The sequence below is a fragment of the Carboxydocella sp. JDF658 genome (assembly GCF_002049395.1).
In the GTDB taxonomy this organism is placed as follows: domain Bacteria; phylum Bacillota.
On the sequence record NZ_BDLR01000156.1, the window covers coordinates 1 to 261 of the forward strand.

A 261-nucleotide genomic window follows, 5' to 3' on the forward strand; every position below is an offset into this window, starting at 1 on the left:
TTCTGCCCCCAAAGACTACCTCCGGTATTGTCCCCTTCTCCCGGTAGTCCTTCAGTTCAGCCAGCCTTTTTGCCAGTGAAACCACCCGATGGTTTCGCCCTTTGACTGCCAGGCGGAGCTTTTCAATAACTTCTGAAGCAGCCCCCTTTTCCTCTGCCTTCGCCAGTTTCCTCATAGCCAGGCTGAGCTTCTTCCTGGCCCGGCCCAGTTTCTCTTCTGTTTCTTCATTTTCTAACTTCAGCAGTTCTGTTTGGGAGTCCA

The 261-nt window shown here is 52.5% G+C and carries 1 pseudogene; it reads right to left on the reverse strand.

The features are described from left to right. Nucleotides 1-261 (reverse strand): annotated as a pseudogene (locus tag JDF658_RS12950) (IS200/IS605 family accessory protein TnpB-related protein); the annotation flags it as partial.